This is a genomic window from Prevotella sp. RM4 (assembly GCF_000701965.1).
Lineage (GTDB): Bacteria > Bacteroidota > Bacteroidia > Bacteroidales > Bacteroidaceae > Prevotella > Prevotella ruminicola.
In genome coordinates, this window is the sequence record NZ_JNKG01000002.1 from 51951 (window position 1) to 77760 (window position 25810).

The following is a 25810-nucleotide window of genomic DNA, read 5'->3' on the forward strand; positions in this document are numbered from 1 at the left end:
GGCCTAATTATTATTTTCGTATTACTGTAACTTCGCCGTTTTCTTTCAGTTTGATAATGCTCGAGGGGGTGTGGGGCTTGTGCTCCTGGCGACGGCTCCAGCATACGTAATCTACAGCCTCAAGGATACGTGGGTCGATGTCGCAGTAGTTCTGTGCGGCAGGCTCGCCACTGATGTTGGCCGATGTTGATACGATGGCCTTCTGGAAACGGAAACAGAGCTCCTTCGAGAAAGGCTCGTTGGTGATACGGATACCCAAGCTGCCATCCTCGGCAATCAGGTTGGGTGCCAGGTTGATAGCGCCATCCAGAATCAGTGTGGTTGGCTTGGCATCGGTAGCCTCTTTCAAGCTGTCGATCAACTGCCAGGCCACATCGGGCACATTGCGGAAGTAGCGCTGCATGCGGGCATCGCTATCCACCAAGCAAATCAGCGCCTTCGAATCCTCGCGCTGCTTAATCTCGTAAACACGCTTCACGGCCTCGGCGTTAGTGGCATCGCAACCAATACCCCAAACGGTGTCGGTAGGGTAGAGGATTACACCGCCCTTACGCATCGTCTCAATAGCCTGTCTTATATCGTCTTCTTGTTTCATACGCTTTTTTCTTTTGGCACGGATTAACACGGCTCTCTTTTAGAGAAACGCTGCTTTTTGCGCAGCCAGCCGTGTCTTTTATTAAAAAGCCGTGTTAATCCGTGCCTATCATTTAGAATTCTGATGTGAAGTGGAACTTGATGTTTTCGAAGTCCTGCTGGGCCATGCTCAGCACGTAGCCGCTATCGGCCAGGAACACGTCGCGGCCGTCTTTATCCTTAGCCATGTACTGGTACTTACGCTTCTTAAAGTTCTCCAGCTCCTGTGGATCGTCGCTCTCAATCCAGCAGGCCTTATACAGATGTACGGGCTCCCAACGGCACTTGGCGTTGTACTCGTTCTCCAGACGATACTGGATAACTTCGAACTGCAGCTGTCCTACGGTTCCGATAATCTTGCGGTTGTTAAACTGGTTAACGAACAACTGTGCCACACCCTCGTCCATCAGCTGGTCGATACCCTTCTGCAGCTGCTTGGCCTTCATGGGGTCGTCGTTCTCGATATACTTGAACAACTCAGGTGAGAACGAAGGCAGTCCGCGGAAGTGCAGCTTCTCGCCTTCGGTCAGTGTGTCGCCAATCTTAAACATGCCACCTGTATCGGGCAGACCTACGATATCGCCTGGCCAAGCCTCGTCGATGGTGCTCTTACGCTGCGCCATAAACTGTGTGGGGCTTGAGAAACGCATCGTTTTACCCTGGCGCACGTGCAGGTAAGGCTGGTTGCGCTGGAACTTACCAGAGCATACCTTACAGAATGCGATACACGAGCGGTGGTTGGGGTCGATATTAGCGGTAATCTTAAAGATAAATCCTGTAAACTTGGGCTCCTCGGGCTGCACATCGCGCTCCTCGGCCTTGGTGGGGCGGGGCGATGGTGCAATCTCAACAAAGCAGTTAAGCAGCTCCTGCACACCAAAGTTGTTCAGGGCCGATCCGAAGAATACGGGGGCCACTTCGGCCTCGCGATAGGTCTCTACATCGAACTCGGGGTAAACACCATCCACCAGCTCCAGGTCCTCGCGCAGCTTGGCGGCGTTCTCCTCGCCTACACGCTGGTCGAGTTCCTCGCTGTCGATGTCAACCTCTACCTTATCTGTTACACGCTGCTTGTCGGGTGTAAACAGGTCGAGCTTCTGTTCGTAGATATTGTAAACGCCCTTGAACTTGGCACCCTGATTGATAGGCCAAGACAGTGGGCGAACCTTGATTTCGAGTTCCTGCTCCAGTTCGTCGAGCAAGTCGAAGGGATCGCGACCTTCGCGGTCCATCTTATTGATAAAGATGATAACGGGTGTTTTGCGCATGCGGCACACCGTCATCAGTTTGCGGGTCTGAGTCTCAACACCTTTGGCACCATCCACTACGATAATAGCCGAATCTACAGCGGTGAGTGTGCGGAAGGTATCCTCAGCAAAGTCCTGGTGACCTGGGGTGTCCAGAATGTTCACCTTGTATTCGATGTCCTTGCCATCGGGGGTGTAATCGAACTCCATCACAGAGGTCGATACAGAGATACCACGCTGCTTCTCGATATCCATCCAGTCGCTGGTGGCAGTTTTCTTAATCTTGTTGCTTTTTACAGCTCCAGCCACCTGTATCTGTCCACCGAACAGCAGAAATTTCTCTGTCAGTGTAGTCTTACCCGCGTCCGGGTGCGAAATGATGGCAAATGTACGTCTTCTTTCTATTTCCTGATTCATAAATCATATTCTTTAGGCACGGATTAACACGGCTCTTTTTAAAAGAGACGCGGCTTATTCTTCGTCCGTTTGCCCTTCTTTTGTTAATATCTTACGTCTAACTTTCACTGAGCGACCAAAATTGATCAATAGTCCCAACTCCATATGGGTGGCTGCCAAGTAGTTTATTAGCTGCCATTCATGCTCTGGTCGTAAATCAGTTACAGCCTTTAATTCTATAATAATCTTATCTTCAACTACCATGTCGGCAACATAGTGCCCAACTTTATCGCCTTTATAGTAAACATCTAATGGTTTTTGACATTCACACTTCAGGCCCATTCTACTAAGCTCTTTATACAAAGCGTTACCATACACGGCCTCGAGGAAACCAAATTTTAACTCATCGTGTACGAGATGAGCGGCATGTACAATTTTCTTTGATAAATCTTCGTATAACATAGCCGTGTCCTTTTTTTTAAAAAGCCGTGTTAATCCGTGCCTAAAAGAGCGATGCACTCGGCTAGGCTGGTTTCCCAGTAGGGGATTTCGATGTTGTAGGTCTGCTTTATTTTTGTTTTGTCTAATACGCTGTAGTGCGGACGGGCGGCGGGAGTAGGGTACTCGCTGGTGTGCAGAGGGCGCACATGGCAAGTGTTGATACCGGCAATGCGGTGGATGGCCTTGGTAAAGTCGTACCACGAGATAACACCCTCGTTGCTGAAGTGATAAATGCCTGGCACGATGCCCTGATTGATGGCGGCAAAGATGGCTACAGCCAAGTCGCGTGCATAAGTAGGTGTACCTATCTGGTCGAAGATAACACCCAGCTCGGGCTTCTCCTTACCCAAACGAATCATCGTCTTTACAAAGTTATTGCCGAATGTAGAGTACAACCATGCCGTGCGGATAATCATCGAGCGCTTGCAACCATTGGTTACCTCCTGCTCGCCTTCCAGCTTGGTGCGACCGTAGGTGCTGTTGGGACATACACTATCCTGCTCGGTATAAGGGCGGTGATTGGTACCGTCGAACACATAGTCGGTAGAAATCTGAATCATCCATCCACCACGCTTCTCGATGGCTTTGGCCAGCAATCCTGGGGCGGTGGCGTTCAGCTTGTGGCACAGCTCCTGGTTCTCCTCAGCCTTGTCCACGGCAGTGTAGGCGGCGCAGTTCACAATGCCGTCAATCTCGTTGTCAGTTACAAATCGGTTGATGGCTTCCTCGTCGGTAATATCCAGCTCAGCCACATCCGTATTAAAATAGGTATGCTGCTGGTTTTCCTTTTCCAGCAGCTGCATCTCGTTTCCAAGCTGCCCATTGCATCCGGTTATCAATATCCTCATGACGCTCTATTTTTTTTCTTGGCACGGATTTACGCGGCTCTCTTTTAGAGAAACACTGCTTTTTTTGCGCAGCCAGCCGTGTCTTTTTATTAAAAGCCGTGTAAATCCGTGCCTAATAATTACTCGAATTTCAATCCTTCTTCTTTGTCCTTTTTATAATAATCTGAGAGCATGCCGATAAAAGTTGTTATCTCCTTTACGGCATGTGCTGTGTCGGGCGAAATGTCCTTCTTCTGCAGGCGCAGCAACATCACACCGTACAGCGAGTTAAAACATGTCTCAATCTCGTTCTCCTCCTTGTTGGCACCACGGTTGCGCAGCTCTACGATAAAGGGCAGCACTTTGTAGTAAGCCGTGTTGTAAAAGGGAAATTTGCTGCTCTGCAACAGCTGCTGGTGCAGCTCAATCAGCATCTGCATGGTAACCTTGTTAATCTGCAGGTGTCCCTGCTCGCGGCATCCCTCCTGATTCATCATGCGTATCAGGTTGCCAAACCAGTCGGTCTCTTCCTCCTTCTGTTCGTCGTTGTAGTCAAAGCGCTCAATATACTCGCGCTTGATGCGTTGCAGCGAGCAGTCGAATGCTCGCACCGTGTCTTCCATCTGCCACATATACAGCAGATACTCGGCAATGTTGGTTTTTCTAAGTTCGTTTGCTATAAACATATTTTATGCTAAAAAAATCTTACCAGGTTGGTGGTTAGTCCGAGCAGCATAATGATACTGCCCACGATTACTGCCACGCCAATTACTTTGTTGATGATCTTGATACCGTTAGTATCAAACTTAGTGCGTATCTGATCTACCAGCCATGTCAGTCCCCACCACCACAGCAGCGCGCCTGCTACAATGCTGGCAAAACCCACAATCATCTCGAACGGATGGTTGGGCAGCACAAAGGCAAACTGGGCATACATGGCCAGGAACAGGAAGATGATGAGCGGATTAGAGAATGTAACCAGAAAGGCCGTCCACGTGTTGTACCACAGTGTGCCCTGCTGCTTACCGCTCTGGTGCATTTTCTGTGTGGGGTCGGTATGGTAGGTGTACCAGCCGAAACACAGCAGCAATATGCTACCCGCTATCTGCAGATAGAATCTGTTCTGATCGTTGGTGATAAAATCCATCACAAACGACATTCCGAAGCCAGCAAATGCCGCATAGATAATGTCGCTCACAGCGGCACCTATGCCAGTGGCAAAGCCAAACCAGCGGCCTTTATTCAGTGTGCGCTGTACGCACAGAATACCTACCGGTCCCATCGGTGCGCTGGCAATCACACCGATCAACATCCCTTTAAAGATGAAGTCTAATATATTTATTGGTATATGAATTGGCATAACGGGTGCAAAGTTACGAAAAAATTTCCGCTTACGGCTGATTTTAGTCATTCTTTTATAAAATAATGGTTAATTTCCGTAAAAAGTCAAGTGTTATGCCGAATTTTTTAGTAATTTTGTGCCTTGAAATCAAAATACGATATTAATATAGACTAATAAACTTATTATAATTATGAACGAACAGAACGCAGAAATTAAGCCTTACGTTATTGGCTTAGACTTAGGAGGTACCAATTCGGTATTTGGTATTGTTGATGCCCGTGGCGATATCAAGGCCACTACAGCCATCAAAACTGGTGGTTACAGTAATGTAGATGATTACGTGGCCGCATCGGTCCAGGCTTTGCAGCCTATCATCGAGCAGGTTGGTGGTATCGAGAAAATCAAGGCCATGGGTATTGGTGCTCCTAACGGCAACTATTATAATGGCACAATCGAGTTTGCTCCTAATCTGCCTTGGGCTCACAATGGTGTAGTGCCCCTGGCTAAGCTGTTCAGCGATGCATTAGGCATTCCCGTAGCCCTTACCAACGATGCTAATGCCGCTGCTATCGGCGAGATGGTTTACGGTGTGGCTCGTGGCATGAAGAACTTCATCGTTATCACTCTTGGTACCGGTGTAGGTTCGGGTATTGTTGTTAACGGACAGCTGCTTTACGGTCACGATGGTTTTGCTGGCGAGCTGGGTCACGTAACAATGGTTCGTGGCGAGGAAGGTCGCGCTTGCGGATGCGGTCGTACAGGCTGCTTGGAGTGCTACTGCTCGGCTACTGGTGTGGCTCGTACTGCTCGTGAGATGCTGGCTAAGACCGATCGTCCATCACTGCTGCGCGACATGAACCCCGAGGATATCACATCGCTCGATGTATCAATCGCTGCCGGTAAGGGCGACGAGCTGGCTAAGGATATCTACGAGTTTACAGGTAAGATGCTTGGCGAGGCTTGTGCCGATTTCGCTGCCTTCTCATCACCCGAGGCATTCATCTTCTTTGGTGGTATGGTTAAGGCCGGCGAGCTGATTATGAAACCTATCCGCGAGGCTTACGATGCCCACGTTCTTAAGATCTTCAAGAACAAGGCCAAGTTCCTCGTTTCAGGTCTCGATGGCGCAAGTGCAGCCGTTCTCGGTGCCTCAGCCATCGGTTGGGAAGTATAGATAATCACAGGTTAATATTATTGGTTAGAGGGGCTCGCCGCGTGATGCTGCGAGCCCCTCGCTTTTTGTTGGTATTTTTCGTACCTTTTTGTGCCCTTCTTGAAGGTACTCCCGCTCGAAAAATCTCAAATATATTTGGATTTTTGCTCGCTTATTCGTATCTTTGCAGGCATTATGGAGAAACTTATCGAATTATATACCCAATGGAGGGGAGCTGAGCCGGCTAATGTTCAGCAGATTCCCGGGGGCGGTAGTAACCGCACTTACTTCCGTTTGACCGACCAGCAGGGACAGAGTGTGATAGGCGTGATAGGTACCAGTCGCGACGAGGACCATGCGTTTATCTATCTTACCAAGCATTTTTCGCGTCTGCAGATGCCGGTGCCAAAGATTCTGGCTGCCAGCGACGACCAGCTGCGATACCTGCAAACCGACTTGGGTAGCATGTCGCTTTTCGACGCTATCCGAGGCGGACGCGAAGCGGGAGGGCGTTACACCCTGAAAGAGCAGGAACTGCTGCGCCGCACCATTCGCGAACTGCCTAAGATGCAGATGCAGGGGGCGCGCGACCTGGAATTCGACAACTGCTACCCACAGGCGGAGTTTGACGTGGACAGTGTGCTGTTCGACCTGAACTACTTTAAGTACTGTTTCCTGAAGGCTACGGAGATTGATTTCCACGAGCTGAAGCTGGAGGCCGACTTCCGACTGATGGCGAAGGACCTGACTTCGGAACAGAGCGATTCGTTTCTGTATCGCGACTTCCAGGCTCGCAACGTGATGCTGGATCACGATGGCAATCCTTGGTTTATTGATTACCAAGGCGGCCGAAAAGGTCCGTTTTACTACGATGTGGCTTCGTTCTTGTGGCAGGCCTCGGCCAAGTATCCGCACAAGTTGCGCCGTGAACTGGTATATGAATACTACAACTCGCTGAAGAACTACATCGAGGTGCCCACGGTGCGCCACTTTGTAAACCGCCTGTCGCTGTTTGTGCTGTTCCGTACCTTGCAGGTGCTGGGTGCTTACGGATTCCGCGGCTATTTTGAGCAGAAAAAGCATTTTATTGAGAGCATTCCACCTGCCATACAGAACCTTCGCGAGTTGTTGGCAAGCAGCACGCCTTGGCATTATCCATACTTGATGGAGATTCTGCAGAAGCTGACAGAGCTGCCACAGTTCCAGCAGATTGAGACGGTGGCCAGTCGTGCCGATGGTTATAAGACGACTGATTTGAACCCTTATAAGGCCCATCCACAGGACGGACCGGCTACATTCTCGAAGTACGATGCGCAGGGACCGCTGGTGGTTAAGGTGTTCAGCTTCTCGTATCGCAACGGCATACCTGAGGACGAGAGCGGTAACGGTGGTGGCTATGTATTCGACTGTCGTAGCACGCACAACCCCGGCCGTTATGAGCCTTACAAAAAGCTGACGGGACTGGATGAACCGGTAATACGATTCCTGGAGGATGATGGTGAGATACTGACGTTCCTGGATTCGGTTTATAAGTTGGCCGATGCGCATGTGCGCCGCTACATTCAGCGTGGCTTTACCAGTCTGATGTTCTCGTTCGGATGTACAGGTGGTCAGCATCGCAGTGTGTATTCGGCTCAGCACTTAGCCGAGCATATCCACGAAAAGTTTGGTATCGAGGTTCGCGTAGAACATCGCGAACAGAAAATCAAACAAACCTTCGAAGCAAAGAATATTTAGGCACGGATTACTCGGATTACACGGATTTTTTTTGGCACGGATTTACGCGGCTTTTTTTTATAAAAAAGGACACGGCTTTAGCATTGCAACTATAGCCGTGTCTTTAATTTATTAAGGCCGTGTTAATCCGTGCCTAAAAGAAAATAAATTACTCAGCGCTCTCGGGCTCCTCGTCCTTGAAGTCGGTGATACCGGCCTCGATAAGGATGTTGTACCAAGTGATGAGCTTCTTGATGTGGCTATCCTTTACACGATCCTGATCCCACTCGGGCAGTACCTTTGTAAAGTACTCGCGCAGCTCGGCTGACGAGGCCTTCTTCTCGTTGATGCTGGCACGCTTACCGTTCTCCAGCTTCTTCAGGTTGTCGAGAACATCTGTCAGGGGCACATCATCAGTCTCGGTAAACATGGCGATATCGCCAAGTGATGTGATGCGATCGGTTGCGAAGGCAGGCATGCGCTTGTGAGTAGCATCCAGAGCCTCTACAATCAGATTGTTGTTACCGCGGGTAACAAGCTTGTATAAACCGGGCTTGCCGGCAATAGCTAAAATGGTTTGTTGCATTGTTTTATTATTTTATTAATTTGATTATCTATATCAGCTTCTCCATCGTTAATCAGCACAAAGTCGGCCTTACGTATCACCTCCTGCTGTGGCAGTTGGCGGTTCATCCATTGCAGCGCCTGTTCGCGACTGATACCGTCGCGCTCCATCACACGCTGCAGACGAATCTCCTTGGGGGCTATCACCACTATCACCTTATCTACCAGAACATTGGCTCCGCTCTCGAACAGGATGGCACTCTCCATGTAGTCCAACCCGCTTTGGCGGAAAGCCTCGAATACGGCAGGGTGTACGATGGCGTCGATGGCCTTGGCATTGATAGGCGATGCCAGTAGGAATTTGGCCACTGCGGCCTTATTCAGTATGCCTTCGGGAGTATAGGTTTCGGGACCAATCAGCGCTGTAAGTTGCTGGCGCAGCTCAGGCGAGTTACGCATCAAGCGTTTGGCCTCGCTGTCGCAGTCGAAAACTTCGATGCCCTGCTCTTTCAGCACACGGCACACGTAGCTTTTACCACTACCAATGCCGCCCGTAATACCTATTTTCATTCTTCGTCGGATTCGATCAGATAGTCAACCATGCTGGTTTCCAAACGTGCTCTGGAAATGCCGCGTGGCACGCTCTTAAGATAAATGTGGCACTTTTCCTGCGGGTGGTCCTTAATCTCGTTGTAGTCGGCCACTACGTAGAAGTCGGTTGGCTTAAGATTTCGGTACACACTAACACCCGTTACGAATGTTACATTTACGCGCGATGGGAATGTGCGGATAGATTTGCCCTTAGGCAGATTGATGGCCTTGATGGGTACACCCTCGATGCTCTCCTCGGTAAGTACGTCGGTGCAGAAGGTTACACGCACATGGTCGGGTATCATCTTTACGCCCTTAATCTTGGCCAGTTCGCAGTTAGCACGCAGCGTATCGCGGAAGTTGGCGTAGTTAAGCTGCTCGGTGTAAACCACGTTGATGCTATCCAGCTTTTCGGGCGAAGCGTAGATGGTAACGCTATCGGGACTGTAAGCCACACGCGAAATAAAGAACAGCTCCTCGGGAATTACACGTCCGCTCCAGCGTACGGGCACCGTTTTCTTGTCGCCGTAGTTGTAATAGAACTCCAGCTTCTCGGGTTTCATAGCCGTGATGCGCGATCCGTTGGCCAGCTGCTGGTAAACCAGCTTCTGCAGCTCCTGCTGTGTAATCACACCAGTACCGTTGCCGTGCGAGTAGTTCTTAAAGTTCACATTTACCTTACGCAGTATGTCGCCATACATATAAGTAAGGAGTGTGATGCCCTTGTCGCGGATGGTTACGCGCACCGTGTCGGTCTCGTCGCTGGTAAGCACGGCATTCTTCGGAATACCTACTACCGACACGGGGATGGCGAACTCGCGCTCGTAAACCTCGTTAAGTGTGGTTTGCAGCCAGAAGATGCCCGAAAGTGCCAGGAAGAACACGAAAATCAGCAGCTCCTTGTTAGTCTTGCTAAAAAGGAGCTTGTGCAGAAATCGTGCAATGCTTCCCAGATACTTCTTCATTTACTTGCTCTGCAGAGTGCTTGCCATATCTTTGTAAACCGATGTCTTCTCGACGGTAACAACCACGTCGCGAGCAATCTTGATGTCGACTGTGTTCTTAGCCAGGTCGATGCTCTTAACTGTGCCGTGGATACCACCACCGGTAACTACCTCGGTACCTTCAGAAAGTTCGTTCTGGAACTTCTGGATTTCCTTCTGTTTCTTCTGCTGTGGGCGGATCATGAAGAACCACATGATGGCGAATACAGCCACCATCATGATAATCATGCTCATACCGCTACCGTTCTGTGCTGCCTGTGCAGCGAGTACAAAATTAGTCATGTTTCTTTGTTATAATTTGTTTTTTGGGTTTATATTCTCTCTCCTTCTTAGGTTCGATGAACTTAGCCAGGCGGCCGCTCTCAACCAGGTTGCGGGCGATACCATCCAGCATACCGTTGATGTAGCCGGCACTCTTTGGGGTAGAGTAGAACTTGGCAATCTCAACATACTCGTTGATGGTTACGCTGATGGGCACGTTGGGCAGGGTCATCATCTCGGCGATGGCAATCTGCATCAGGATGATATCCATGTAAGCCAGACGTGAGAAATCCCAGTTACGCGAAGCCTCGCTCATGTAGCGCTGGTACTCGTCGGCATTCATGATAGCTGCACGGAACACCTTGCGCGCAAAGTCCTTCTCCTCCTCGCTGTCCCACTCGGGCAACAAATCCTGCTTGGGGCCGTTAGCCTCGTCGAAACGCTTGATGGTCTTCAGTACAAATGTATCAACGATGGTCTTATCGTCGTTCCAGTACAGGCTCTGGTCCTCCAGAATAGCGTCGAGCTCGTCGTTGTCCTGAATCAGGGTGCGATATATCTTGCGCCAGAATTCGCGGTCCACATCGTAGTTATCCTCGGGGTTATTCATGTAATCCTGATAAACCTCGCTCTGCTCAATCTTCTCGAGCAGCGATGCTACAAATGCGGCATTCTCGTCCCAACCGCTCTTCTGGGTGCTGATAAAGTCGTTAAGCTGCTTATTCTCGGCCAACTGAATGGCAAAACGGTTCAATACAAAACGCTGCGATGGCTCGGGTGTGCCTTCACGCTTGGCACGCTGTACCATCACCTCCATACGGCGGCTTGCTTCTTTATTTACGGCCACCATCAGGGCCAGCATGTAGTTGTAGAGGTCATAAGCTTTCGAGAGACTGAAAAATAACTCTTTTTCAGCCGTGTCGATGTTCTTGTTACCGTTTTGATAGTAGGCGTAGGTTAACTGAACAATCTTAATTCTGATAATTTCTCTGTTAATCATCTCACTTGATGTTTTTTATTATTATACCTATTATATATATAAACTTTTCGTTTAAATCGGCTGCAAAATTAGTAAAAAAGGTCGGAATAAGCAAGAAAAATACAGAAAATTGAGGTTTTTTAGCCAAATATTTGGTTGGTATCAAAAAAAGTAGTACCTTTGCACCGCTTTTTCGGCTTCGTGCCGAGATTCGTGTGATGGCGAATTAAGCAAAACGTAATTTTTTAAACTTAATTTAGAGTAACACATTTATGAAAGAAATTAGCGTAAGTGGCCAGAAGCGTGCCACAACTGGTAAGAAGGCCAGCAAGGAAATGCGTAAGGAGGGTCTTGTACCTTGTAACATGTACGGTGAGGCAAAGGGTGAGAACGGTCTGCCCGTATCACTGTCATTTGCTATTCCTGCTTCACAGCTCCGTCGTGTTGTTTATTCACCCGATGTTTATGTTGTAAACCTGACTATCGATGGTGAGGCTCACAAGGCTGTAATGAAGGAGCTCCAGTTCCACCCAACAACAGATGCTCTGCTGCATGTTGACTTCTATGAGGTTAACGATGAGAAGCCAATCACAATTGGTATTCCTGTTAAGCTCGTTGGTCACGCTCAGGGTGTTCGTGATGGTGGTCGTCTGAGCCAGGCTGTTCGCACACTGAACGTAACAGCTCCTTACAAGCAGATTCCTGAGGTTCTGAATGTAGACGTTACAGAGCTCAAGCTCGGTAAGGCTATCAAGGTAGCTGAGCTGAACTTCGATGGTCTGCAGATCGCTACTCCTGCTCAGGTTGTAGTATGCTCAGTTAAGGCTACACGTGCTTCTCGTTCTGCTGCTGCAGCTGCAGCTGAGTAATTATCCAATTTAGCGAATGGATAAGTACTTGATTGTTGGACTGGGAAATATCGGCGACGAGTACGAGAACACCCGCCACAATACAGGCTTTATGGTATTGGATGCTTTTGCTAAGGCATCCAATATTCATTTTGATGATAAGCGCTATGGTTTTGTGGCCGAAACATCGCTGAAGGGCCGTAAAGTTATCCTGCTCAAACCGTCCACCTACATGAACCTGAGCGGTAACGCCGTTCGTTACTGGTTGAACAAGGAAAATATCGAACAGAGCCGACTGCTGGTTATCAGCGACGATGTAGCTCTGCCCCTCGGCGCTTTCCGCTTGAAGGCTGGTGGCTCTAATGGTGGACATAATGGATTGGGCCATATTCAGCAGCTCATCGGACAGAATTATGCGCGCCTGCGTATGGGCATCGGCAACGATTTTCCACGTGGCATGCAGGTGGATTGGGTGCTCGGCAAGTACGACGAGGAGGATATGAAAACCCTCGCACCAAGTATCGATACTGCTTGCGAAATTATCAAGAGCTTTGTATTGGCTGGTATTGATATTACTATGAACCAGTTTAACAAACTGGGCAAGAAATAGTTTATGGAAGAAGCAAGAATTGACAAGTGGCTTTGGGCATCGCGTATCTTTAAGACCCGCTCTATTGCAGCCGATGCTTGTAAGAACGGTCGCGTTACCATCGGTGGGGTGAACGTAAAACCCTCGCGTATGGTAAAGGTAGGCGAGACTGTAAGCGTGCGCAAACCGCCCATTACCTACTCGTTCCGTATTCTGAAGACTATCGAACAGCGCGTAGGAGCAAAACTCCTGCCCGAAATCTACGAGAATGTGACGGCTCCCGAGCAGTACGAACTGCTGGAGATGACGCGTATCAGTGGTTTCGTTGATCGTGCCCGTGGTACCGGTCGTCCCACCAAGAAGGATCGTCGCAGTTTGGATGCGTTTATCAGCGACATGGAATAAAAACCGAGAAAACTATGACATTATTTAACATCGGACTGATCGTCGTAGGTATCATCCTCGTTATCTGGGGAGCCGATCGTATGACGGATGGAGCCTCAAAGCTGGCCCGCGACATGCGTGTGCCCGAAATCGTGATAGGTCTTACCATCGTAGCTGCCGGCACTTCGGCGCCCGAGCTGTTTGTGAGTCTGATGTCGGCCCTGAAGGGTACACCCGATCTGGCCGTAGGTAATGTGATAGGTTCTAACATCTTCAACACCCTGCTCATAGTGGGTTGTTCGGCTGCAGTAGCACCAATCGCTGTGGCACCCAACACGGTTAAGAAGGATATCCCCTTTGCCATCGGTGCTTCGTTGCTGCTCTTTATGCTGTGTGCCGACGATATGGGCTCTGTACACCTGTGGGGTAACGAAATCAGTCGTTCGGATGGTATCATCCTGCTCATCGGCTTTGTGGCCTTTATGGTTTACACCTTCCAGATGGCTGCAAAAGATGGAAAGTTGGATTTCCTTGACGAGGAGCTGGGCGTGGAGCGCGAAAAGCCCAAGAAGGATTATACACACCTGTGGCGTAACCTGTTCTGGATTGGTCTCGGACTGGGCTGCTTAATCGTGGGCAGTCATATCTTTGTAAACGGTGCTACTTATGTGGCTTATCGTTTCGGTATCCGACAGAGTGTGGTAGGTCTTACCATTGTGGCTGGCGGTACGTCGCTACCCGAGTTGGCTACCAGCGTGGTGGCTGCTTACAAGGGTCGTTCGGCCATGGCTATCGGAAATGTCATCGGCTCGAATGTGTTTAATATTCTGCTTATTCTCGGCATCACTTCGGTGGTTCACCCCATGCGCATTATGGGTATCACCATCGTCGACTTGATGATGATGCTGATTAGTATTGGACTGATGTGGATATTCGCAATCACCAAGTATTTTGTATCGCGCCGCGAGGGATGGGTACTGATACTTACCTTTATGGGTTACATGGGTTGGTTGCTGTATCTGTTGTAATGGATAACAGGGGTACTTGAACACCCCCTTTAAAAAAACAAGAAATATGGAAAAATTAAAAGACAATCAGAGAATCAGTGTGCTGTTTATGTTTTACGGCATACTGTTTTGCGTGTGCCTGATTACGGCAAACGTATTGGAGACAAAACAGATTTCGTTTGGACCTGCTAACATGACGGCTGGACTCATTGTGTTCCCCGTAAGTTACATCATCAACGATGTGGTTTGCGAGGTGTGGGGATACCGTCGTACGCGTCTGCTCATCTGGCTGGGCTTTGCCATGAACTTTATGTTTGTGGTGTTTGGTGCCATCGCCGACTGGATTCCTGGTGCCTCGTACTGGCATGGTGAGGAGGGATTCCATCAGATTTTCGGATTGGCGCCTCGTATCGCCGGTGCATCGTTCCTGGCTTTCCTGGCAGGATCGTTTATGAATGCCTACGTGATGAGTAAAATGAAGTTGAGCTCGAACGGTAAGAATTTCTCGGCACGTGCCGTGATGAGTACTGTCTGGGGTGAGCTTACCGACTCAATCATCTTCTTCCCCCTGGCGCTGGGTGGTGTTATCCCCTGGGAGGAGATGCCATCGCTGGTTATCACACAGGTAACACTGAAGACGGTTTACGAAATCATTGCACTTCCTGTAACCATCCGTGTGGTAAACTTTACCAAGAAGCACGACCACGAGGATGTGTTCGACAAGGATGTAACGTACAACATCTTCAAGGTCAAGGAACTTTAATATTTAATGTTTATGATGAGAGAACAAGAAGGTTTGCAGGCACTCGGTAAGAAGACTGAGTACAAGAGCGATTATGCACCCGAGGTGCTTGAGACTTTTATGAACAAGCATCCTGAGAATGATTACTGGGTACAGTTTAACTGTCCTGAGTTTACATCGCTGTGTCCAATCACGGGTCAGCCTGATTTCGCTGAGATCAAGATTATGTATATTCCGGGTGAGAAGATGGTGGAGAGTAAGAGTTTGAAGCTCTATCTGTTCAGCTTCCGTAACCATGGTGATTTCCACGAGGATTGTGTGAATGTGATTATGAAGGACTTGGTTCGTCTCATGGATCCCAAGTACATCGAGGTAATCGGTCTTTTCACTCCCCGTGGTGGTATCAGCATCTACCCCTACGCCAACTACGGTCGCCCCGGCACCAAATTCGAAGCTCTCGCCGAACAAAGACTGATGAACCACACGTTTAAGTAGTCCTCGCGTGGGTCGAAAAAGAAAGTAGTCCCAAAAACGTCCTGGCTCGGAGGCCGGAACCATATTTTTTCAAAGCACTCAATGAACTCGCTGCGCTCAAACAGCATTTCGTATTTCGTTGCTCAGATTGCTCCGCAATCAGAGACTCAATATCGCTTCAAAAAAATATAATTCCTCTAAAGACCTCCTCGTGCGGAATGTTTTTGGGATTACTTTCTTTTTCTCTAGTTACTTGCTTTCATTGGGATAAATCCCTCGAAGTGCTACGTTCGAAAACACTCTTGCGTCCCTTCGGTAGCAAGCGACCAAGGTCGAGCGCTTCGACAAGCGAAGCGGCAAAGCCGTAACCGCACATCGTGCTTCATGCTTTCTCGTGATAAATCACTCGAAAACATTCCGCACGAGGAGGTCTTCAGAGGAATGCAAATTCTTTGAATCAACATTGAGTCTCTGATTGCGGAACGCAATCTGAGCAACGAAATACGAAAAGCTGTTTGAGCGGAGCGAGTTCTTTGAGTGATTTGAAGAATTTGTGTTCCGGCCTCCGAGCTCAGGACGTTTTCGCACCTTTCTTTGTTTCGTTTCTTTCGGTGACGAAAGAAATGAAAATCTTCTGTATAGATACTCGCGAAAAGCCTATGCCACTACTAAAAATTATAAAATTTGTAGGATATTTGCCGCTATGTGCAGAAAAAGTGCTATATTTGCATTCAAATTTCGAAAATAAGCTTATAAAATATGGCAAAAAAGAAGATTCAATTCAGTCTCGTTTACAGAGACATGTGGCAGAGTTCAGGCAAATTCCAGCCTCGTAAAGACCAGCTGGAACGCATTGCGCCCGCCATTATCGATATGGGCTGTTTTGCCCGAGTAGAAACCAATGGTGGTGCCTTTGAGCAGGTGAACCTGATGGCAGGTGAGAATCCTAACCTGGCTGTTCGTGCTTTCTGTAAGCCTTTCAACGAGGTTGGCATTAAGACTCACATGCTGGATCGCGGTCTCAACGCACTCCGTATGTATCCTGTACCCGATGATGTTCGTGCTCTGATGTATAAGGTTAAGCACGCTCAGGGTGTAGATATCACTCGTATCTTCTGTGGATTAAACGATACCCGTAATATCATTCCAAGTATCAAGTGGGCCAAGGAGGGTGGCATGACACCTCAGGCTACACTGTGTATCACCACTTCGCCAGTTCACACCGTTGAGTACTATGCTGCTATTGCTGATGAGGTAATCGCTGCTGGTGCCGAGGAGATCTGTTTGAAGGATATGGCTGGTATCGGTCAGCCTGCTATGCTGGGTGCTCTTACCAAGGCTATCAAGACCAAGCACCCCGATATCATCATTCAGTATCACGGTCACTCAGGTCCTGGATTGTCGATGGCATCTATCCTCGAGGTTTGTAACAACGGTGCCGACGTAATCGATACTGCTATCGAGCCTCTGTCATGGGGTAAGGTTCACCCAGATATCATCTCGGTTCGTTCTATGCTGAAGAACGAGGGCTTCGAGGTGGCCGATCTGGATATGAACGCCTATATGCAGGCACGTACACTCACTCAGGAGTTTATCGACGACTGGTTGGGTTGCTTCATCAACCCTGCTAACAAGCACATGTCATCACTGTTGCTTGGTTGCGGTCTGCCTGGTGGTATGATGGGATCTATGATGGCCGATCTTGGTCCTATCCAGAAGATGATTAATAAGGAACGCGAGAAGAAGGGTGAGAACGCACTCACTATGGACGATATGCTGGTTAAGCTGTTCAACGAGGTTGAGTATGTATGGCCACGCGTTGGTTATCCCCCATTGGTAACACCATTCTCTCAGTACACTAAGAATATCGCTCTGATGAACCTCCTCACCATGGAGCAGGGTAAGGGTCGTTACGTGATGATGGACGATGCCATCTGGGGTATGATTCTTGGTAAGAGCGGTAAGGTGCCCGGAACAATCGCTCCCGAGCTGGTTGAGCTGGCTGAGAAGAAGGGTCTTAAGTTCACTGATGCCGATCCTCACACACTGTTGGAGAACTCACTCGATACCTTCCGCAAGGAGATGGGCGAGAACGGTTGGGATTACGGACAGGACGACGAGGAGCTGTTCGAGCTGGCTATGCACCCCGAGCAGTACCGTCCATTCAAGAGCGGTCAGGCTAAGAAGCAGCTGCTGGCTGATATCCAGAAGGCTAAGGATGCCAAGCTGGGTGGTGGTCAGAAGATTTCGCAGGAAGAGATCGACGCTATCAAGCATGCTAAGGCCGACGCTGTAAAGGCTCCTCTGGCTGGTCAGCTGTTGTGGGGCTTCGGTGGCGAAGGTGTACTGGCACCATGTGTTGAGCCATTCATCGGTCAGAAGTACAAGGAGGGCGACACCTTCTGTTATCTGCAGACCAAGTGGGGCGAGATTGTATCAATCCCTGCCGCTATGGGTGGTAAGCTGGTTGATATCAGCGTTAAGCCTGGTCAGAACATTCGTCAGGGCGACACCATCGCCTGGATTGAGCGCGAAGCTTAAACTTATATAGTTTTAGGCACGGATATGTTTTAGGCACGGATTTACACGGCTTTAATTTTATTAAAGACACGGCTGTAGTGAAAAAGCAGTGTTTCTTATAAAAGAGCCGCGTTAATCCGTGCCAATTTATTATTTCCATCCGTGCCAAATTTTTATTATATGGATTACCAATCAATAATTGATAAATATTATCCTGAGGATAATGAGCTTAAGCGTTTGCTGATGCATCATTCTCGTCAGGTGGCGGATAGATGCTTGAAGATTGCCAAGCAGCACCCCGAACTACGTCTGGATACCGATTTTTTGGAAGAGGCAGCCATGCTGCACGATATCGGCATTTTTCGTTGTAATGCCCCCAGTATCCAGTGTGTAGGCACCGAACCTTACATCTGTCATGGTTATTTAGGTGGCGAGATACTGCGCAACGAGGGCTTTTTGCGCCACGCGCTGGTGTGCGAACGTCATACCGGTACAGGTCTTACCCGTACACAGATTGAGCGCCAGCAACTGCCATTGCCTCTCGACCGTAGTTACGAGCCTGAGACACTCGAAGAGCAGGTGGTGTGCTATGCCGATAAGTTCTATTCAAAGTCGCATGTAGCCCACGAGCGTTCGGTAGTAGAAACAGCACAGAGTTTGGAGAAATTCGGTGCCGAAGGCGTGCAGAAGTTCCTGAAATGGGTGGATATGTTCGAATAAAGTAAAATTTTTGTGATAATCTCTGTTAATCTATGGCGAAAATCGCAGAATTATTTGTAATTTTGCACCCGTGAAAAGAAAATCGGTATTGATTGTGTTCGCTTTCGTTATCCTTTTGGTGATGGCGGAAGTGCCCATGAAGATGGTTTCCAGAGTTCAGCAAGGCTCTGGTAACAATGATAGTATTCCCACAGATAGCATCGTAAAGGATACCATCAAAGCAGCCTTCGACACCATTAAGGCTACCATCGATACCACTCAGATGGACTCTATTCAGCTCGCCATATATCGTCACAACAAAGCTATCGACGATTCGTTGGCGCAGGATAGTATCAATAAGCGCCGCAAAAATGGTATCGATTCACCAGTAGAGTATTCGGCTGAGGACTCGCTTACATACGAGGCAGCTTCGGGTTTGGCACATCTGTATGGCGACTCGAAGGTGAAGTATCAGAATATGGACCTGCAGAGCGACAAGATTTATATGAGTCTTGACAGCAGTTTGGTACATGCCACAGGTAGTTTCGATTCTACAGCCAACGGACTCAAAGGTACCCCCGTTTTCAAGATGGGTAACGATGAGTACCAGAACGATACCATGGCCTTTAACTTCAAGACCAAGAAAGGTTTGATTTCGAACGTATATACGCAGCAGGAAGAAGGTTTCCTTACCAGCGAACTGACGAAGCGCGGTGCTGATGGCGAGATGTTCCTGCAGCACGGTCGTTATACCACTTGCGACGATCCGCATCCCGATTTCTACCTCGCCATGTCGCGTGCCAAGGTGCGCCCTGGTAAGGATGTGGTGTTCGGTCCTACCTATCTGGTTGTGGCCGATGTGCCTCTGCCATTGGCTATCCCTTACGGATTCTTCCCCTTCACCAAGAGCTACTCAAGCGGACTCATCATGCCTACCTATGGTGATGAGACCGAGCGTGGTTTCTATCTGCGCGATGGTGGTTACTACTTTGCCATCAACGATAAGATGGACCTGAAGCTGATAGGTGAAATCTATACCAAAGGCTCGTGGGGCCTCTCGGCAGCCTCTAACTATCGCAAGCGTTATCGCTACAGCGGTTCGTTCATGGCCAGCTATCAGAATACCATCAACGGCGAGAAGAATATGCCCGACTACTCTAAGCAAACCAGCTTTAAGGTAGTATGGAGCCATCGTCAGGATGCTAAGGCCAACCCTTACTCGCAGCTCTCGGCAAACGTAAACTTTGCCACCAGTAGCTACGAGCGCAATAACCTTACCTCGATGTACAATCCGCAAACGCTCACACAGTCAACACGTACCTCATCAGTATCGTGGAGCACCACGTTCTCGAGCATCGGTATGACATTGAGCTCAACCACCAACTTAAACCAGAACATGCGCGATAGTACTATCTCGCTCACATTGCCCGATCTGAATATCTCAATCGCCCGTTTCTATCCCTTCAAGCGTAAAAAGAGGGCAGGTAATGAGCGCTGGTACGAGAAGATCTCGATGCAATACACGGGTCAGATCAAGAACGAGATAACCACTAAAGAGGATAAACTGCTGCACTCGTCGCTCTCAAAGGACTGGAAGAACGGCATGCAGCACAATATACCTATCAGCGGTAACTTTACCCTGTTCGGCTATCTCAACCTCAACCCATCGTTCAACTTTACCGACCGTACCTATTTCAGTAAGGTACACAAGGGCTGGGATGCCGCTGCTCAGCGCGAGGTAGTAGATACCCTGAGCGGTTTCTATAACGTTTACAACTGGAACTTCAGTATTGGCGCCTCTACCAAGCTTTACGGTATGTGGGTGCCCAACCGTAAGATATTCGGCGATAAGATTAATGCTATCCGCCACGTGGTTACCCCAACCGTTAGCTTCAGCTATGCACCTGACTTCAGTGCATCGCGCTATGGCTATTACGACTACTATCAGAAAACCGATGCCGATGGTAAGGTAACCATGGTTGAGTACTCACCCTATCAGATTGGTACCTATGGTGTGCCTGGCAAGGGTAAAACCGGTAGCCTCTCGATGGACCTTTCGCAGAACCTCGAAATGAAGGTTAAGAGCGACGACGACTCTACAGGCTTTAAGAAGATTTCGCTCATCGACGAGTTCCGCATGTCGATGTCGTATAACTTTGCTGCCGATATCCGTCCTTGGAGCGACCTGTCAACCAGTTTGCGACTCAAACTCTCTAAGAACTATACCTTGAACCTCAACGCGGTGTTTGCTTCGTATGTTTACGAGGCCGATAGCGTGGGTGCCGTACCACGTGTATCTGAACACAAGACTTATTGGGGTATGGGTAAACTCGGCCGATTCCAGGGTATCTCGCAGAACCTTTCTTATACCCTCAACAACGAGAAGATTGTTAACTTCTTTAAGCGCTTACGTGGCGAGAAAGTGGATAAGAAAGAACGTAAGAACGACGATAACGAAGACGATGAGTGGGACGACACCCTCGAGTCGAACGTAGATAAGGATATGGAGAAAGCCAAGCATGGGGCTAATCGTAAAGGTAGCGGTTCGAAAGCCGAGACCGACGAGGATGGCTACATGGCCTTCCAGATGCCTTGGAGCCTGAGTATCGGTTATGGTGTTACCATGCGTGAGGACCAGACCCTCTCAAAGTTCAACTACAACACCATGCGCTATCCTTATAAGTTTAGTCAGAACCTCAATGTAAGTGGTAACCTGCGCATCAGCGACGGATGGAACATCTCGTTCTCATCTGGTTACGATTTCGATAATAAGAAGATATCTATGACAACGGCCTCACTTAATCGCGACCTCCATTGCTTCAATATGTCGTGCTCGGTAGTGTTGGCACCATACACTAGTTATAACTTCTCATTCCGCTGTAACGCGTCAACGCTTACCGATGCGCTCAAGTACGACAAGCGCTCAAGTTACTCAAACGCTGTGCAGTGGTACTAAACTTAGTACGCTATGGCAGAATTACCCCCAATGATAGCCGACCTGGCACTCATCTTGATGGTGGCAGGTGTGGTTACGCTCATATTTAAACGCTTAAAGCAGCCCCTTGTGCTGGGCTACATCGTGGCAGGTTTCCTGGTTAGTCCTAACATGACCTATACGCCATCGGCTGTTGATATGGCCAACGTACACCTGTGGGCCGATATCGGTGTGATGTTCCTGCTGTTCTCGTTGGGATTGGATTTCTCGTTCAAGAAGATTCTTAAGATGGGCGCCTCGCCCGTCATATCCGCTATCACCATCATCTTTTGTATGATGATGCTCGGTATCGTGGTGGGCCATGTGTTCGGTTGGGGTAAGATGGACTGCATCTTCCTTGGAGGTATGCTCGCCATGTCGAGTACCACTATTATCTATAAAGCTTTCGACGATCTCGGATTGCGCCAGCAGCAGTTTGCGGGCATGGTTATGAGTGTGCTTATACTCGAGGATATCCTGGCCATTGTCATGATGGTGATGCTGAGTGCCTTGGCTAGCGGTTCTGATATGGGTGGCGGACAGCTTTTGCAGTCGGTCATGCGTATCGGTTTCTTCCTGATACTATGGCTGGTGGTGGGTATCTTTGCCATCCCGCTGTTTTTGCGCCGCGTGCGCCGACTCATCAATAACGAGGTGCTGCTCATCGTAGCCTTAGGCTTGTGTTGTGCCATGGCGGTGTTCTCAACCAAGGTTGGTTTCAGCTCAGCTTTCGGTGCTTTTATCATGGGTAGCATCCTGGCCGAGACCATCGAGGCCGAGCGTATCGAGAAACTCGTCGAGCCTGTTAAGAACCTCTTCGGTGCCGTGTTCTTCGTGTCGGTAGGTATGCTGGTCGATCCAAAGATTCTGGTCGAATATGCCATACCTATTCTCTGCCTGGTACTCACCATTATCGTGGGTCAGAGCCTGTTCGGCACCATCTCGTTTATGTTGGGCGGCCAGTCGCTCAAGTCGGCCATGCGTTGCGGCTTTTCGATGGCGCAGATTGGTGAGTTCTCGTTCATCATCGCCTCGTTAGGTTTGTCGCTGGGCGTTATTGGCGATTTCCTTTATCCCGTGGTGGTAGCCGTATCTGTCATCACTACCTTCTTGACTCCTTACATGATTCGTCTGGCCACGCCAGCCTATAATAACCTTGAGAAGCGTCTGCCTGGTAAGCTTATCAAGTCGCTTAACCAGTTGGCCATGGGCAATACGCATAGTCAGGAGGAGAGCAAGTGGAAGCGCCTGCTCACGCAGATGACCATCAACACCATTGTTTACTCCATCCTTTCGTCGGCATCCATTGCCATGATGTTTGCCTTTGTGCTGCCCGTAACCCGCAAAATGCTGCCCGGCTGGGAGCTTCATTGGTATGCCAACGCCATCACCGGTGTGCTCACCGTGGCCCTCATCGCACCCTTCCTGCGTGCCATGGTCATGAAGAAGAATCACAGCGAGGAGTGGAAAGCCCTGTGGGCCGAGAGCAATCGCAACCGTTTGCCATTGCTGTTCACCATCCTCGTGCGTTTCCTCATTGCCGTCAGCTTTATCTTCTACATCTGCAATTTCCTCAGCCGATTCACCAATGCCTTGATGATTACCATCGGTTTTGTAGTCATCGTGCTCATCATCCTCTCACGCCGTACCAAGCACCGTAGCATCACACTCGAGCGCCTGTTTATTCAGAACCTGCGTTCGCGCGATATCGAGGCCCAGGTGCATGGCAAGAAACGTCCGCTCTACGAGGGCAAGCTGCTCGATCGTGATATCCATATTGCCGATTTCACGGTGCCGTTCAACTCTTGTTGGATGGGACAGTCATTGGCACAGCTCAAGTTGGGTACCAAGTACGGTGTGCATGTTAGTAGTATCCTGCGTGGAGGCCGTCGTATAAACATCCCCGATGGTTATAACATCCTGTTCCCAGGCGATGTGCTTCAGGTCATCGGTAGCGACCAGCAGTTCACCGCTTTCCGCGATGCCATCGAGAACGAGGTGCTGGGTATCGATGTAGATGTGGAGATGCGCGAGATGAAGTTGCGCCAACTCATTATCGGTACCGACAGTCCGTTTGTGGGTCAGACCCTCATCGAGAGTCGTATCCGCGATCGCTTCAGTTGTATGGTGGTAGGATTAGAAGAGGGAAAGGAAAGCCTCTCCCCCTATAATCCTAATCGTAAGTTCCGTGCAGGTGATATCATCTGGGTGGTAGGCGAGCAAGAATCGCTCGACGCCCTGTTTAATATTAAGGATTAAACATCAATCTTTAATGTTTAATGTTTAATGTTTAATGTTTAAAGATTAAAGCCGGCAGTGAGTTCGCAGATTTTGACGATTACTTGCTTGGCTTTTTCCATTGATTGGATGCTTACAAACTCGTAAGGTCCATGAAAGTTCACGCCGCCCGCAAAAATGTTAGGGCAGGGCAATCCTTTAAAACTCAGCTGTGCACCATCCGTACCACCACGGATAGGTTTTACTTTCGGAGCCACACCGCAGTCCTGCATAGCATGCAGCACCAGATCTATCACGTGCATCTGCGGGTCAATCTTCTCCTTCATATTGTAGTACTGGTCCTTTGTTTCAAGTGTTACAGTACCCTCACCATATTTCTCGTTCATCGCAGCCACCACGCTGGCCAGTGTGCGCTTGCGCTCCTCAAAACGGTCGCGGTCGTGATCGCGTATAATGTAGTGCATGCTCGCCTTCTCAACACTTCCCTGTACACCCAGCAGGTGATAGAATCCCTGATAACCCTCGGTAGTCTCCGGGCGCTCATCCGCAGGCAGCATCGCAGCCAGTTCCATCGCCAGCAGGTTGGCATTCACCATCTTGTCCTTAGCATAGCCAGGATGCACGCTTACACCTTTTATATATATCTTGGCGCTGGCAGCATTAAAGTTCTCAAACTCCAGCTCGCCCACATCGCCGCCATCCATGGTGTATCCCCATTCGCAACCGAATTTCTCTACATCAAAGTGGTGCGCGCCCATACCAATCTCCTCGTCGGGGTTAAAGGCCACGCGTATGTCGCCATGCTTTATCTCCTTGTGGTCGCGCAGGTAGCACATCGCCTCTACTATCTCGGCTATGCCCGCCTTGTCGTCGGCACCTAATAGTGTGGTACCATCCGTCACAATCAGGTCCTCGCCTGTGTGCTGCAGCAGCTCGGGGAATTTGGTGGGACTCATCATAATACCCTCCGAAAGCAGAATATCGCTGCCGTCGTAGTTGCGTACAATGTGTGGCTTGATGTCAGCACCCGAGCAGTCGGGGCTGGTATCGTAGTGCGAAATAAATCCGATGGTAGGAATCTCATCTTTCGTGTTGGCCTTTAGTGTAGCGTAGATGTAACCCTTCTCGTCCATCTCCACATCACTCAGTCCCTCATGTTCCAGTTCTTTCTTCAAGTACTCGGCAAACACCAGTTGTTTCGCCGTACTCGGTACGGTGTCACTATCCTCAGCCGACTGTGTGTCAAACTGCGTATAGTTTATAAATCTTTCTGTAATGTCCATAATTGCCTGCAAAGATAATGTTTTTCTTTCAAATTCCATCATCTTTGCCCGATTATTGGCATTTATTACATAAAAAACGGGAAGCGAACATCACTGTTGGCTCCCCATATAATCTTAAAAAACTAAATTAATCAACCATAAACCTTAACCATTAAGATCTTTTTTCGGTGCAAATATAAGTATTATTTCTTAATGATATGCAATTCCTCGAAAGCTTTAACATAATTTATACAGGAAGAAAAATCCCTCAGGCTTCGCTTTGAAACCTGAGGGTGATATGATAGAGCCTGCTGCAGTATGCGTGGCGGGCCGCGCAAGTGCAGGTCCTTGGCTATCTACATGGCGCCCATGCACGATGTGGCACCTAGGGCCGTTACAATCGCAGTTGCGATACTGGCAATCATCTGTACGATAAACTTTAATGTCTCTTTCTTTGTCATAATGGTTAATCTTTAAAAGGTTATTACTCAATGGTCAATGGTTAATGGTCAATGGAATAGGGTGGGGCCTAAGCCCCAGCCCTTAGTCTCCGATAGGCTCGTGGCTTCCACCACCGCTATTGCCACCGCCGCTATTTCCGCCGCCTCCGGTGTTTCCACCGGTATTGCCGCCCTGGCTGCCACCACCGCCGTTGGTGGTCTTCTCACCATCGCCGCTCAGCAGACTCTCGGCATTCACAAACTCGGCCTTCTTCAGGAACTCACGACTTGAGATGTTCATCTCCTGCTCCTGCTCAGGCATGAATCGGATGTGGAGAGCCTTCAGGTTCTTACCCACATTAAACTCCTCCTTCTTGGGAGCACCGCCGGGCTCATTCTCCAGGGTAGTGAAGAAGGTA

At 49.1% G+C, this 25810-nt stretch carries 25 protein-coding genes and 1 pseudogene; 12 read left to right on the plus strand and 14 right to left on the minus strand.

The genetic code is table 11. The annotated features are described in order from the left end of the window. Nucleotides 1-10: 10 nt before the first annotated feature. The 6 genes from T499_RS0100765 to T499_RS0100790 form a co-directional block, all read right to left on the minus strand. On the minus strand, nt 11-595 hold the full coding sequence (locus T499_RS0100765; protein ID WP_033149405.1) for an L-threonylcarbamoyladenylate synthase: 585 nt from the start codon (nt 593-595) through the stop codon (nt 11-13). A 112-nt stretch (nt 596-707) separates the two neighbouring features. Beyond that, entirely contained in the window at nt 708-2297 is a 1590-nt protein-coding gene (locus tag T499_RS0100770; RefSeq protein WP_013063967.1) for a peptide chain release factor 3, read from the minus strand. Between the two features lie 54 nt (nt 2298-2351). Then, on the minus strand, nt 2352-2738 hold the full coding sequence (locus T499_RS0100775; RefSeq protein WP_033149385.1) for a GxxExxY protein: 387 nt from the start codon (nt 2736-2738) through the stop codon (nt 2352-2354). Nucleotides 2739-2767: 29 nt separating this feature from the next. Further along, nucleotides 2768-3625, minus strand: a complete 858-nt coding sequence (rfbD, locus tag T499_RS0100780; RefSeq protein ID WP_033149386.1) for a dTDP-4-dehydrorhamnose reductase — start codon at nt 3623-3625, stop codon at nt 2768-2770. Between the two features lie 119 nt (nt 3626-3744). Continuing rightward, nucleotides 3745-4290, minus strand: a complete 546-nt coding sequence (locus T499_RS0100785; RefSeq protein WP_013064904.1) for a DUF4924 family protein — start codon at nt 4288-4290, stop codon at nt 3745-3747. A gap of 8 nt (nt 4291-4298) precedes the next feature. Then, entirely contained in the window at nt 4299-4964 is a 666-nt protein-coding gene (locus T499_RS0100790) for a LysE family translocator (protein WP_033149387.1), read from the minus strand. Nucleotides 4965-5136: 172 nt separating this feature from the next. Here T499_RS0100790 and T499_RS0100795 point away from each other — a divergent pair, with 172 nt between their 5' ends. Together T499_RS0100795 and T499_RS0100800 are read left to right on the plus strand one after the other, a co-directional pair. After that, complete coding sequence (locus tag T499_RS0100795; RefSeq protein ID WP_033149388.1) at nt 5137-6120, plus strand: ROK family protein; 984 nt, start codon at nt 5137-5139, stop codon at nt 6118-6120. A 174-nt stretch (nt 6121-6294) separates the two neighbouring features. After that, entirely contained in the window at nt 6295-7836 is a 1542-nt protein-coding gene (locus tag T499_RS0100800) for a RapZ C-terminal domain-containing protein (RefSeq protein ID WP_033149389.1), read from the plus strand. 148 nt (nt 7837-7984) lie between these two features. On the opposite strand, the gene T499_RS0100805 is transcribed toward T499_RS0100800, so the two are convergent. Genes T499_RS0100805 through nusB form a run of 5 tightly spaced genes read right to left on the minus strand, consistent with a single transcriptional unit; the run spans nt 7985 to nt 11235 of the window. Next, the gene (locus tag T499_RS0100805) at nt 7985-8401 is read right to left on the minus strand and encodes a DUF5606 family protein (RefSeq protein WP_028907409.1); all 417 of its coding nucleotides are present in this window, start codon (nt 8399-8401) and stop codon (nt 7985-7987) included. Next, complete coding sequence (gene coaE / locus T499_RS0100810) at nt 8383-8949, minus strand: dephospho-CoA kinase (protein WP_033149390.1); 567 nt, start codon at nt 8947-8949, stop codon at nt 8383-8385. Before coaE ends, T499_RS0100805 begins: the two co-directional genes overlap by 19 nt. Then, nucleotides 8946-9935, minus strand: a complete 990-nt coding sequence (locus T499_RS0100815) for a YbbR-like domain-containing protein (protein WP_052173249.1) — start codon at nt 9933-9935, stop codon at nt 8946-8948. Before T499_RS0100815 ends, coaE begins: the two co-directional genes overlap by 4 nt. After that, nucleotides 9936-10256 (minus strand): preprotein translocase subunit YajC, encoded by a 321-nt coding sequence (gene yajC / locus T499_RS0100820; protein ID WP_028907406.1) that lies wholly within the window; start codon nt 10254-10256, stop codon nt 9936-9938. Then, nucleotides 10249-11235: a transcription antitermination factor NusB gene (gene nusB, locus T499_RS0100825; protein ID WP_052173252.1), complete on the minus strand. Its 987-nt coding sequence runs from the start codon at nt 11233-11235 to the stop codon at nt 10249-10251. Before nusB ends, yajC begins: the two co-directional genes overlap by 8 nt. A 251-nt stretch (nt 11236-11486) precedes the next feature. Between nusB and T499_RS0100830 the strand changes: the two genes are divergently transcribed. From T499_RS0100830 to T499_RS0100875, 10 genes are all read left to right on the plus strand, one after another. Next, nucleotides 11487-12083 (plus strand): 50S ribosomal protein L25/general stress protein Ctc, encoded by a 597-nt coding sequence (locus tag T499_RS0100830; RefSeq protein WP_033149391.1) that lies wholly within the window; start codon nt 11487-11489, stop codon nt 12081-12083. A gap of 16 nt (nt 12084-12099) precedes the next feature. Further along, the gene (gene pth / locus T499_RS0100835; RefSeq protein ID WP_028907404.1) at nt 12100-12672 is read left to right on the plus strand and encodes an aminoacyl-tRNA hydrolase; all 573 of its coding nucleotides are present in this window, start codon (nt 12100-12102) and stop codon (nt 12670-12672) included. A gap of 3 nt (nt 12673-12675) precedes the next feature. Then, entirely contained in the window at nt 12676-13056 is a 381-nt protein-coding gene (locus T499_RS0100840; protein WP_013063238.1) for an RNA-binding S4 domain-containing protein, read from the plus strand. A 14-nt stretch (nt 13057-13070) separates the two neighbouring features. Next, nucleotides 13071-14063: a calcium/sodium antiporter gene (locus T499_RS0100845; RefSeq protein ID WP_013063960.1), complete on the plus strand. Its 993-nt coding sequence runs from the start codon at nt 13071-13073 to the stop codon at nt 14061-14063. Nucleotides 14064-14109: 46 nt separating this feature from the next. After that, nucleotides 14110-14805, plus strand: coding sequence for a queuosine precursor transporter (locus tag T499_RS0100850; RefSeq protein ID WP_013064422.1), 696 nt, complete (start codon nt 14110-14112; stop codon nt 14803-14805). Between the two features lie 12 nt (nt 14806-14817). Next, a complete protein-coding gene (gene queF / locus T499_RS0100855; protein ID WP_033149408.1) occupies nt 14818-15279 on the plus strand; it encodes a preQ(1) synthase in 462 nt (153 codons plus the stop codon). Nucleotides 15280-16017: 738 nt separating this feature from the next. Next, a complete protein-coding gene (locus T499_RS0100860) occupies nt 16018-17799 on the plus strand; it encodes an oxaloacetate decarboxylase (protein ID WP_033149392.1) in 1782 nt (593 codons plus the stop codon). Nucleotides 17800-17958: 159 nt separating this feature from the next. Continuing rightward, the gene (locus T499_RS0100865; RefSeq protein ID WP_033149393.1) at nt 17959-18498 is read left to right on the plus strand and encodes an HD domain-containing protein; all 540 of its coding nucleotides are present in this window, start codon (nt 17959-17961) and stop codon (nt 18496-18498) included. A gap of 121 nt (nt 18499-18619) precedes the next feature. Next, nucleotides 18620-21433 carry a putative LPS assembly protein LptD gene (locus T499_RS0100870; protein ID WP_369793341.1) on the plus strand — a complete coding sequence of 938 codons (2814 nt, stop codon included), beginning with the start codon at nt 18620-18622 and terminating at the stop codon, nt 21431-21433. 12 nt (nt 21434-21445) lie between these two features. Then, nucleotides 21446-23710, plus strand: coding sequence for a cation:proton antiporter (locus T499_RS0100875; RefSeq protein WP_033149395.1), 2265 nt, complete (start codon nt 21446-21448; stop codon nt 23708-23710). Nucleotides 23711-23748: 38 nt separating this feature from the next. Here the strand turns inward: T499_RS0100875 and pepT are convergent, their stop codons facing one another. The 3 genes and pseudogenes from pepT to T499_RS14780 all read right to left on the minus strand — a co-directional run. Further along, the gene (gene pepT, locus T499_RS0100880; RefSeq protein WP_033149396.1) at nt 23749-24972 is read right to left on the minus strand and encodes a peptidase T; all 1224 of its coding nucleotides are present in this window, start codon (nt 24970-24972) and stop codon (nt 23749-23751) included. A 335-nt stretch (nt 24973-25307) separates the two neighbouring features. Then, a complete protein-coding gene (locus T499_RS14550) occupies nt 25308-25412 on the minus strand; it encodes a smalltalk protein (protein WP_157054458.1) in 105 nt (34 codons plus the stop codon). Between the two features lie 82 nt (nt 25413-25494). Then, nucleotides 25495-25810, minus strand: a pseudogene (locus T499_RS14780) (hypothetical protein); the annotation flags it as partial.

Bases quoted from the DNA above. Each gene is read 5' to 3' on its own strand.
- T499_RS0100765 (WP_033149405.1), bottom strand. From the start codon at position 595: ATGAAACAAGAAGACGATATAAGACAGGCTATTGAGACGATGCGTAAG.
- T499_RS0100770 (WP_013063967.1), bottom strand. From the start codon at position 2,297: ATGAATCAGGAAATAGAAAGAAGACGTACATTTGCCATCATTTCGCAC.
- T499_RS0100775 (WP_033149385.1), bottom strand. From the start codon at position 2,738: ATGTTATACGAAGATTTATCAAAGAAAATTGTACATGCCGCTCATCTC.
- rfbD (WP_033149386.1), bottom strand. From the start codon at position 3,625: ATGAGGATATTGATAACCGGATGCAATGGGCAGCTTGGAAACGAGATG.
- T499_RS0100785 (WP_013064904.1), bottom strand. From the start codon at position 4,290: ATGTTTATAGCAAACGAACTTAGAAAAACCAACATTGCCGAGTATCTG.
- T499_RS0100790 (WP_033149387.1), bottom strand. From the start codon at position 4,964: ATGCCAATTCATATACCAATAAATATATTAGACTTCATCTTTAAAGGG.
- T499_RS0100795 (WP_033149388.1), top strand. From the start codon at position 5,137: ATGAACGAACAGAACGCAGAAATTAAGCCTTACGTTATTGGCTTAGAC.
- T499_RS0100800 (WP_033149389.1), top strand. From the start codon at position 6,295: ATGGAGAAACTTATCGAATTATATACCCAATGGAGGGGAGCTGAGCCG.
- T499_RS0100805 (WP_028907409.1), bottom strand. From the start codon at position 8,401: ATGCAACAAACCATTTTAGCTATTGCCGGCAAGCCCGGTTTATACAAG.
- coaE (WP_033149390.1), bottom strand. From the start codon at position 8,949: ATGAAAATAGGTATTACGGGCGGCATTGGTAGTGGTAAAAGCTACGTG.
- T499_RS0100815 (WP_052173249.1), bottom strand. From the start codon at position 9,935: ATGAAGAAGTATCTGGGAAGCATTGCACGATTTCTGCACAAGCTCCTT.
- yajC (WP_028907406.1), bottom strand. From the start codon at position 10,256: ATGACTAATTTTGTACTCGCTGCACAGGCAGCACAGAACGGTAGCGGT.
- nusB (WP_052173252.1), bottom strand. From the start codon at position 11,235: ATGATTAACAGAGAAATTATCAGAATTAAGATTGTTCAGTTAACCTAC.
- T499_RS0100830 (WP_033149391.1), top strand. From the start codon at position 11,487: ATGAAAGAAATTAGCGTAAGTGGCCAGAAGCGTGCCACAACTGGTAAG.
- pth (WP_028907404.1), top strand. From the start codon at position 12,100: ATGGATAAGTACTTGATTGTTGGACTGGGAAATATCGGCGACGAGTAC.
- T499_RS0100840 (WP_013063238.1), top strand. From the start codon at position 12,676: ATGGAAGAAGCAAGAATTGACAAGTGGCTTTGGGCATCGCGTATCTTT.
- T499_RS0100845 (WP_013063960.1), top strand. From the start codon at position 13,071: ATGACATTATTTAACATCGGACTGATCGTCGTAGGTATCATCCTCGTT.
- T499_RS0100850 (WP_013064422.1), top strand. From the start codon at position 14,110: ATGGAAAAATTAAAAGACAATCAGAGAATCAGTGTGCTGTTTATGTTT.
- queF (WP_033149408.1), top strand. From the start codon at position 14,818: ATGATGAGAGAACAAGAAGGTTTGCAGGCACTCGGTAAGAAGACTGAG.
- T499_RS0100860 (WP_033149392.1), top strand. From the start codon at position 16,018: ATGGCAAAAAAGAAGATTCAATTCAGTCTCGTTTACAGAGACATGTGG.
- T499_RS0100865 (WP_033149393.1), top strand. From the start codon at position 17,959: ATGGATTACCAATCAATAATTGATAAATATTATCCTGAGGATAATGAG.
- T499_RS0100870 (WP_369793341.1), top strand. From the start codon at position 18,620: ATGGCGGAAGTGCCCATGAAGATGGTTTCCAGAGTTCAGCAAGGCTCT.
- T499_RS0100875 (WP_033149395.1), top strand. From the start codon at position 21,446: ATGGCAGAATTACCCCCAATGATAGCCGACCTGGCACTCATCTTGATG.
- pepT (WP_033149396.1), bottom strand. From the start codon at position 24,972: ATGGACATTACAGAAAGATTTATAAACTATACGCAGTTTGACACACAG.
- T499_RS14550 (WP_157054458.1), bottom strand. From the start codon at position 25,412: ATGACAAAGAAAGAGACATTAAAGTTTATCGTACAGATGATTGCCAGT.